Origin of the sequence: Sulfuricurvum sp. RIFCSPLOWO2_12_FULL_43_24, from assembly GCF_001829605.1 — a bacterium.
Classification (GTDB): domain Bacteria; phylum Campylobacterota; class Campylobacteria; order Campylobacterales; family Sulfurimonadaceae; genus Sulfuricurvum.
The window spans coordinates 37,914-46,223 of record NZ_MIBT01000087.1; the positions used below are offsets into that span (position 1 = coordinate 37,914).

The 8,310-nt window shown below is 44.4% G+C and carries 10 protein-coding genes; 1 reads left to right on the plus strand and 9 read right to left on the minus strand.

Annotated features, from left to right (window positions below):
* Window positions 1–16 precede the first annotated feature (16 nt).
* Genes A3G19_RS08170 through A3G19_RS08190 form a run of 5 tightly spaced genes read right to left on the minus strand, consistent with a single transcriptional unit; the run spans window position 17 to window position 3,626 of the window.
* A complete protein-coding gene (locus A3G19_RS08170; protein ID WP_015653814.1) occupies window positions 17–334 on the minus strand; it encodes a hypothetical protein in 318 nt (105 codons plus the stop codon).
* On the minus strand, window positions 331–1,428 hold the full coding sequence (gene ald / locus A3G19_RS08175; protein WP_294871928.1) for an alanine dehydrogenase: 1,098 nt from the start codon (window positions 1,426–1,428) through the stop codon (window positions 331–333). The genes A3G19_RS08170 and ald overlap by 4 nt, the downstream gene beginning before the upstream one ends.
* A complete protein-coding gene (locus tag A3G19_RS08180; protein WP_015653816.1) occupies window positions 1,425–2,627 on the minus strand; it encodes a nitroreductase family protein in 1,203 nt (400 codons plus the stop codon). Before A3G19_RS08180 ends, ald begins: the two co-directional genes overlap by 4 nt.
* Window positions 2,620–3,054 carry an ankyrin repeat domain-containing protein gene (locus A3G19_RS08185; RefSeq protein WP_015653817.1) on the minus strand — a complete coding sequence of 145 codons (435 nt, stop codon included), beginning with the start codon at window positions 3,052–3,054 and terminating at the stop codon, window positions 2,620–2,622. Before A3G19_RS08185 ends, A3G19_RS08180 begins: the two co-directional genes overlap by 8 nt.
* 23 nt (window positions 3,055–3,077) lie before the next feature.
* Entirely contained in the window at window positions 3,078–3,626 is a 549-nt protein-coding gene (locus A3G19_RS08190) for a redoxin family protein (RefSeq protein WP_015653818.1), read from the minus strand.
* Between the two features lie 140 nt (window positions 3,627–3,766).
* Here A3G19_RS08190 and nifA point away from each other — a divergent pair, with 140 nt between their 5' ends.
* On the plus strand, window positions 3,767–5,401 hold the full coding sequence (gene nifA / locus A3G19_RS08195; protein ID WP_015653819.1) for a nif-specific transcriptional activator NifA: 1,635 nt from the start codon (window positions 3,767–3,769) through the stop codon (window positions 5,399–5,401).
* Here nifA and A3G19_RS08200 read toward each other — a convergent pair.
* The 4 genes from A3G19_RS08200 to A3G19_RS08215 form a co-directional block, all read right to left on the minus strand.
* On the minus strand, window positions 5,398–6,372 hold the full coding sequence (locus A3G19_RS08200) for a diguanylate cyclase (protein WP_015653820.1): 975 nt from the start codon (window positions 6,370–6,372) through the stop codon (window positions 5,398–5,400). The genes nifA and A3G19_RS08200 overlap by 4 nt on opposite strands.
* Window positions 6,373–6,381: 9 nt before the next feature.
* Entirely contained in the window at window positions 6,382–7,206 is an 825-nt protein-coding gene (locus A3G19_RS08205) for an AraC family transcriptional regulator (protein ID WP_294871930.1), read from the minus strand.
* A gap of 165 nt (window positions 7,207–7,371) precedes the next feature.
* Window positions 7,372–7,584 (minus strand): putative nitrogen fixation protein NifT, encoded by a 213-nt coding sequence (nifT, locus tag A3G19_RS08210; protein ID WP_015653822.1) that lies wholly within the window; start codon window positions 7,582–7,584, stop codon window positions 7,372–7,374.
* A gap of 38 nt (window positions 7,585–7,622) precedes the next feature.
* The coding region (locus tag A3G19_RS08215; protein WP_294871933.1) for an FAD-binding protein at window positions 7,623–8,310 on the minus strand (688 nt) is incomplete at its 5' end.

The window sequence follows — 8,310 nt, forward strand, 5'->3', positions numbered from 1 at the left end:
AGTCGATCAAATTAGCCTAATTCACCCGCAACTTCGTCCGTCCCGTAAACAACTTCAAAAAATCGTATATATCGCTCAGGAAAAAAGCCTTCGTATCCTGATGTTCGAATCGTTGCAACCATGCACGCTCTTTGTTCAGTATCCCGCGACAGGGGATAACAAACTCTTCGCGCGGCAGAAGCGGTTTGAGCATACCGCAATCATTGATCGCATAAACAACCGCTTCAAATAACTCATCGAGACGATCATCTTCGTCGTAGTGGTAAAGTTTGCCGTCCATTTTGTAAAAACGGTAGATCCCCAATATCTCGTGAGCTTTGTCTATTTCACTCATAGTATCCCTTTGTACGGCATTGAGTGGGCAATGGCTACCGCTTCATTGGTAACGTTTCCGTCATAAGTATTTAATGCCCCTCTATAGATTTCATCGTGCAACAGTACTTCCAACGGGGTTGAAGCGATTTTAATCGCGTACGGCAGTGTTGCATTGGTCAGGGCAACCGTCGAAGTACGCGGATACATTCCGGGCATATTGGCAACACAGTAGTGAACGATACCTTCAATCTCGAACGTCGGATGTGAATGAGTCGTCGCATGAGACGTTTCAAAACAGCCCCCCTGATCGATAGAGACATCGACTAAAACAGAGCCTTTTTTCATCAAACTCAGCATATCGTTGGTGATGAGTTTAGGGGCCTTTGCCCCCGGAAGCAATACCGTTCCGATAATCAAATCAGCCGTTTTAATACACTCCAATATCGTATCGTAGGTAGAGTATAGCATTGTCACATTGGGTGCCATCACATCGCGCAGATAGGTGAGTCGTTCGGTGTTAATATCGAGCATCACTACTTCTGATCCCAGACCTGCTGCCGCATCCGCCGCCGATTTACCCGCTACCCCTGCTCCCAGTACCACAACACGGTTGCGCTCCACCCCAACCGCACCGCCGAGAAGTCGTCCGCTTCCGCCATTGTAGCGTCCCAAATGCACGGCACCAAACAGCGTTGCCATCCGTCCGGCAATCTCGCTCATCGGTTCTAACAGCGGTAATCGTCGCCCTACGCGAAGTGTCTCATACGCCAGCGCAGTGATTTTTTTTGCACACAAAACTTCGGTTAGTTTTTTATCTGCGGCAAGATGAAGATAGGTAAAAAGGATCTGATTTTCTTTTAACCGGTTGTATTCGACCTCTATCGGCTCTTTAACCTTTACAATCATATCGGCAGCCGCATAGAGATCATTGGCGCTCTCTATTAATACAGCCCCGGTATTTAGGTACTGCGCATCCTCAAAACCGCTGCCCAAACCCGCACCCCGCTCAACCATAACACTATGACCGGCTTTAATCAACTCCATAACCCCAGATGGAGTCATACCGACACGGAACTCGTCCGTTTTAATCTCTTTTGGTACTCCGATAATCATACTTTCCCCCCTATTGCTACTGCATAGAGCAGTGGCTTTTCTGACCAGCGGGATGCTTCTTCATCATAGAAAGCTCCGATCCCGCTGCAGATCGCATTGTGATGTTCACACGTCCTATAGAGTTCTTGCGCATAGATTCCCGCTTCGATGTGAGAGTCTGCACAAAAAATTTCCGCAAAAATCAATACTACCATATTTGATCCTGAAATAAAACGCTGATCTAAAAGCAGATGGAGTATTTCAGAATTAAAATTTCCACTCACGGCACATTTCCCGTTACGATACAAACCCGGATGCATAGCGTGTGCCTGAAAGAGAAACGGTACAATCTCAAGAGAAGGGGGGGAAGGTATCGACATAAGTGCTTGAATAACCGTATCACTCATAGCATTCGGGAAAAATTCCCGTGCGCTGCGGCGTAATGCATTAATGGAAAGAAAATCTTCATAGAAAAGCGTATCGGGGATTTCGTTATAGACGGGAGTACTCATCACAGTCTCGATAAGTGCTTCTAAATTCTCACTGTAATCGGTCGGTTGTACACACATAAGCGGTTTGCTTAAATGCTTTACACTACGCTCACTTATCTCGCCTATTCCATAAACCGCCCCGATCACCTCATCCTCACCCATTCCCAGTATACTCTTGAGTTGTTCGTTTACTGACATTTTTGTTAAACTAAGCCCAAAATGTCGTACTGAAGCACAAAGTGCATGGATTTGATGCCCTAAATCGAGATACAGATAGCGCCAAGCGCGTAAGCCGTATTTCCATGATGATCGAAACGGCACCAAAGATAGGACCGCGATAACCCCGCTAAAGCGTTTATCCAACCCGACATACGGTTCTATCCCCTCCCCTGCAATCTCAGCGATCATAACCAGCTCTTCATGTAAAACATCGAGATGATAAATACCGCTGAGCAATCCTGCGACATTGCGGAGCTGAACATAGATCTCTATTGGGTGAAGATTTCCGGCGGAGGGGACATTGAGACGGCGGTAGGGCTTTTTGGCAATGATATGCTCATCGGTAATGCATCGTGTTTGTACGAGCCATTCTAACGAAGGGTGATCCCTCAGAGGGACACGATAGCAAAAATGGGGGTACTGTTTAAACGATGAAGGTTGCGACTCCCAATCCAAAAACGATTGTTGATTAGCAACCCACTCACGGGTGAGGAGGGTTGATTCACGCACTGCGCAGTTGGTTAAACACGTCGCGGTTACTGGTGAGTTCGATGGCACTGAAACCGTCTTCATTATGCATTCCGGCATTCGCACCGAGCGATAAAAGCATTTTAACGCATTCCAAGCGTGAAGCGGATGCGGCGTACATCAGTGCCGTCGTCCCCTCTTCATTGGTATCATTGATATCGGCACCTGCCTCTACAAGTAAACGTATCACTTCAGGTGACGCCGCATAACAGGCATTAAAGAGAACTCCGTTAAAGTCATCGTTAATCGCGTACAAATCCGAACCGGCTTCGATAAGGCGCGATACCATCATGGCATTGCCTTCCAATGCGGCCAGCATCAGCGGAGTATTACCGTTAAACCCACGGTACTCGAGATCATCCGGGTGAAAGCCTCTTTCATTTAACCATGTAATATACTGTTCTACCATCACAAACTCCTTAGCAGAATTTTTTATACACCCATCCAGTTTTCATGGTCGTGTCCTTTTTTCTTGAAGTTGGCTGCTTTATCAACCGCTTCAATACATTTATCATAATCGACTTCATCCGTAATCTCAGGAACCACCTCAAAATAGCTGATCATCCCCTCTTGGTCGATAACGAATACGGCACGCGCCAGACGATCTTTAAGTTTCCCCTCGGTAATCAAAATTCCGAATTTTTTTGCAAAATCACGATTGGTATCGATTACAATATCGGCACTGTCAATACACTCTCGTGTGACAAAATCGTTGACAAATTCGGCATCGTCTGTCGTAATCATTACTGTTTTGAGCTTTTTAAACTGCTTGATAAGATCATTGAATTTCTTTGCACCCAATGAACACACTTCGGTTTTCAGTGAAGGGATCGCAATGAGCAATTGTGCGCTCGGAGCAATCATTCCGATAACGTTTTGACTTCCATCGAGGTTTGTAACACGTGCAGCCGGAGCTTCACGCCAAATACTCATCTCTTTTCCCTCTAAAGGGGTTGGTGTTCCATGAACGGTAATTTGCATCGTCTCTCCTTTTTGGATCATTTTGAGAATGTAGTGCAAAATCAGTTCTACAAACTGCCTATTTTTTATCCATGTGAATACAGGTTCATTGTTTTATTTTGTATTACAATTAGTGAATAACTTATACAAAAGATGATGACATGATGACCTATGAAGCCAATATCCCAGATCGTGAAGAGTGCCGCACCTGTGCACTGACTTTTGCGTATAAAGAGATTAACCTCCTTTATGAAGTCGCCGTTATGCTCACCAGCACGACTGAGATCACAACAAGTATCGAAAAAGCGATGCGTCGTCTTAAACAACACGGATATTTGGAACGCTGTGCCCTCTTCCGTAAAAAAGAGGATACCGAGGAACTTGAGCTTTTAGCATCGATCGATTTGGAACCCTATCAGAAAAAAGTGGCAACGTATCGTTTCGGGGAAGGTGCAACAGGTTTGGCAGCAAAAAGCCGTGAACCGATCGTCATCGAAAATATCCATAATAACATCAACTATCTCAACAAAATGGGAAATATTTCCACCCAAATGGTCTCCTATGTTGCGGTTCCGCTCCTCCAAGACGAAGAGGTCATCGGAGTTATTTCTGCCAACATCGGAAAGAGCAGCCCTCTAAACTTCGACGAAATTGTCCGTATGCTTACTATTGTCGGTTCACTCTTCGTAGGATCACTCAAAGCACAACAAACCATTACCGAAGAGAAAGAGTCTCTCACCGAACTCAAAACGTATTACAAAGAGGAGATGCAAAAAGATTATAAATTCGAAAATATCGTCGGACGTTCTACCCGTATGCAACAAGTATTCGGAATGATCAATACCGTTGCTCCGACCGATGCTACGATCTTGATTCGTGGAGAAACGGGGACAGGGAAAGAGTTGATTGCAACGGCGGTCCATAATCTCAGCCGCCGCCAAAATGGCCCGTTTATCAAACTAAACTGCGCCGCTATCAGTGAAACACTCCTCGAATCGGAACTCTTCGGTCATGAAAAAGGGGCCTTTACCGATGCGAGAGAGATGCGCAAAGGGCGTTTTGAACTCGCTGACGGCGGAACCTTGTTTCTCGATGAGATCGGAGACATCACCCCATCCCTCCAAGTTAAACTGCTCCGAATTTTACAAGAGCAGGAGTTTGAGCGAGTCGGGGGAAATAAAACGATCAAAACCAATGTCCGCCTCGTCGCGGCGACCAACCGTAATCTTGAAGAGATGGTGCGTAAAGGAGAATTTCGTGAGGACCTGTTTTATCGTCTCAACGTTATTCCGATCAACCTTCCGCCGCTTCGTGAGCGATACGAGGATGTGAAACTCCTCATCGAGCACTATCTCCACCGATTTATGAAAGAGCACCGTAAAAACATGCATATTTCTAAACCGGCAATGGAGCTGTTACTCGATTATCCATGGCCGGGAAATATCCGTGAACTCCAAAATACCATGGAGCGGATTGTACTCATCTGTCCTGATGGTGAAATCCAACCGGAAATGCTGAGCCATGTATTGCCGTTTAATTACCAAAAGCTTTACATGCAGCCTGAATCAGTTGCTCAACCTCAATCGATGCCGACATCGAATCCATCTGCCATGCCGACACCAGCGCCACAGACATCAGGACCGGTAACCCGTAAAAGTCTTCAAGAGTTGGAAAAAGAGTCGATTATCCAAGCACTGATCGATTCACACGGTATTCAGACCAAAGCGGCTCGTGCATTGGGAATGAGTGCCCGTCAGATCGGATATAAAATCAAACAGTATGAGATCAACCTCTAACGTATCTCTAGGTGAACACTGTTTTTCCCCTCTTCTTTAGCGCAATAGAGGGCTTTATCCGCTCGGTCCATTACCATCTCCAACGTTTCACCCGGCTGTACCAATGTCAATCCGAAACTGCACGTGAGATGGGTAATCGTTTTAAACGGGTGTTCATCAATCCGCTTACGAATCTGTTCTGCAATTTTCATCACCGTTAATGGATCCGTGTATCGGAGCAATATTGCGAATTCTTCGCCACCCCAGCGTACAAACAAATCGGATTTACGAATCGAACGGCTGACCAGTGAAGTCAATTCTTTAAGGACCAAATCACCGATATTATGACCGTAGGTATCGTTAATACCTTTAAATCCGTCAATATCGAACATCAATAAAAACAGCGTAATGCTATAGCGCTCTTTGAGGCTTTGATGGGCTTGAAAGACCTCTTCGAGTAATCGGCGATTTCCGATCCCGGTCAGCGTATCGGTTGTTGCCATTTTAAGCAACCCTTTTTCCCCTTCGTTTACCATCCCCATGAGAGAAGTGAGCATATTGTATTCGTGCTTGATAAAGGGGGTCAATTGATTGTAACACAGAGAAAGAAGATGACGTTGATCCATAACGCCAACCAAATCGTCCAAGTGGGTAACGACGATTTTATCAAACCGTGCATGCTTCATCTCATCAAGAACCTCGGCAATGCTCATCGTCGAATGAAACGTCTTAAGCGGTGCGGTCATAAAGGTTTTAACCGGCAGCATTAAATTGTCCCAATCACTTAGGACTCTCACCATATCTTTGAGCGTTATAATCCCAACTGACAGTGCTCTCTCTGTGATGATAACAACATCGGTAGTATATGCTGTAAAGTATTCAAATACCTCACGCATCATCACATCAGCATCAAACGTCCGTACCTTGCTTTCATAATCAAAAAGTTTACCGATCGGGGTCGAATGCGTTAGAGCCAATGCTTCTACTATCACATATTCCCCTTAAATCGTATTTTCTATATTGCAGTGATATAAAAAATGCATTAAATCCGGGGCTTGATCTTTCAGTATTTGAATATCATTAAAATACTGTTTGAGCGGTACACCGTAAAGACGTTTGAAGTCATTCAAAAAATGGGACTGATCGTAGTAACCGTTTTCCCTCACACTCATAGAGTCGTAATTGTTTTCGTACAATGCTTGAATCATCTTTTTGCGTTTAATCGTGATGATGTAGGTAGAGAGATTGATCCCCAGATATTTTTTAAAATAACGCCGCAGCGAACTCTCAGAAATACCGAAATGTTTGGCAACCTCTTTTGTCGCATTGGTCGGCAGTTGCGTAAAATTGGCATTGACATAGCGGATAATCTCACGTGTAATGGTATAAGAACGATGCTGGGATTCCCCATTCATCATTTCTTCGACCGATTGAATGTATTTTACTGCCCGATCCTCTGCTGGAACGTTAATATTAATCATTGATCCCGGAGCGATATGGTTGACCATCGAAACGATCGGAGTATCGGTGAGTCTAAACATACCGCATGCACTCAGACGGATAATCGTCAATTCTTGACACGTGTCTTTAAATACTATTTTTATTTTTGGGGCATGGGTAAATTTACCGCACACTAAATCACCGTCAAATTCATATTTTTTGCCGTCTATTTCAAATGCGAGAACGGCACATCCATTATTTAAAATAATATGTTCATGGACAGAAGGGGCACCGATAAATTGAAAATCTTGCTCTTTTTTATAGTGGTAAGTTGGAATGTGATAGATAGAATCGATAAAAGGGCTTTGGTGGCAAATAATATTCATACATAAAATCCTTTAACAGCGCTAATGATAAGCTACGGAGAGAAAAATGTCTTGTAAAATTCCGCCAATTAAACGAAAAAAAATGTCTTATGAGAATTTTTAGGATAGTTTTATGAAAAAATCGGAGAAAATACCCATTCAAGGAGTGAATGGGTGGAGAAAATATCAGTCGCCGCGACGTACAGCGACAACTTCTGAAGGGAATTTTTTTACGCCCGGTTCGATAAACCATGTTTCGCCGTTGCTGAGTTTTACCTCACCGCCCCATTTTTCTTCACTGTCAAACTCTGACGTGAGAATCGTCTCTTCCATATCTTTTTTTGCAACATAAAAAGAGATTGCTCCCTTAGAGTCGTAACGTAACATAACTTTTGCCATTGTGTATCCTTTGTATTGTATGTATTAAATTCATCGCACTACTGTGCATGAAAAAACTTTCGTATCCGATGCCACCAATCCGATGAGAGATGCCCTTCGAATGTTATGCGTAAAAAAGTTGCTGCGAGGCGGCGAATAATCGTATTGACCTCATAATTTTTACCATCATGTTGGGGAAAATCATCCCGATAATGGACACCACGGCTCTCTTCACGCGCTAATGCCGACATGAGCATTGCTTCTGCCACGGTGAGAGCATTACGAAACTCGATAATCGACATCAGCTCGACGTTATCGGTCCGTTCTTTATTAACACAACACAATCCTGATGACATCTTCATCAGATAATGGACGTATTCCAATGCATTGGCAAGCGAATCATGGGTGCGGAAAACCCCTGCATTTTTATAAAGATTATTGCCGAGGTTACGACGCATCGTGTTGATATTAAATCGACTTTCGCCTTCGATGATACTATCAACGTAGCGTAGTTCTTGTGCAACCTGTGCATAATCGATAGGATGGAACACCCCTTTTTTAGCCGCTTTGGCCGCTTCTGTACCGGCGACCTTACCAAAATAAGCGGCTTCAAGCAGGCTGTTACCGCCCAAACGGTTTGCTCCGTGTACACCGTTATGGGCACATTCACCACAGGCAAAAACATTTGCAATATCCGTAGAGGTATCGTTGCGGCTCCAAATTCCGCCCATGGTATAGTGAGCGGAT

Excerpts from the sequence above, each read along its gene's own strand:
- nifT (WP_015653822.1), bottom strand. The coding sequence starts at position 7,584 with ATGGCAAAAGTTATGTTACGTTACGACTCTAAGGGAGCAATCTCTTTT.
- ald (WP_294871928.1), bottom strand. The coding sequence starts at position 1,428 with ATGATTATCGGAGTACCAAAAGAGATTAAAACGGACGAGTTCCGTGTC.
- A3G19_RS08205 (WP_294871930.1), bottom strand. The coding sequence starts at position 7,206 with ATGAATATTATTTGCCACCAAAGCCCTTTTATCGATTCTATCTATCAC.
- nifA (WP_015653819.1), top strand. The coding sequence starts at position 3,767 with ATGATGACCTATGAAGCCAATATCCCAGATCGTGAAGAGTGCCGCACC.
- A3G19_RS08170 (WP_015653814.1), bottom strand. The coding sequence starts at position 334 with ATGAGTGAAATAGACAAAGCTCACGAGATATTGGGGATCTACCGTTTT.
- A3G19_RS08185 (WP_015653817.1), bottom strand. The coding sequence starts at position 3,054 with ATGGTAGAACAGTATATTACATGGTTAAATGAAAGAGGCTTTCACCCG.
- A3G19_RS08190 (WP_015653818.1), bottom strand. The coding sequence starts at position 3,626 with ATGCAAATTACCGTTCATGGAACACCAACCCCTTTAGAGGGAAAAGAG.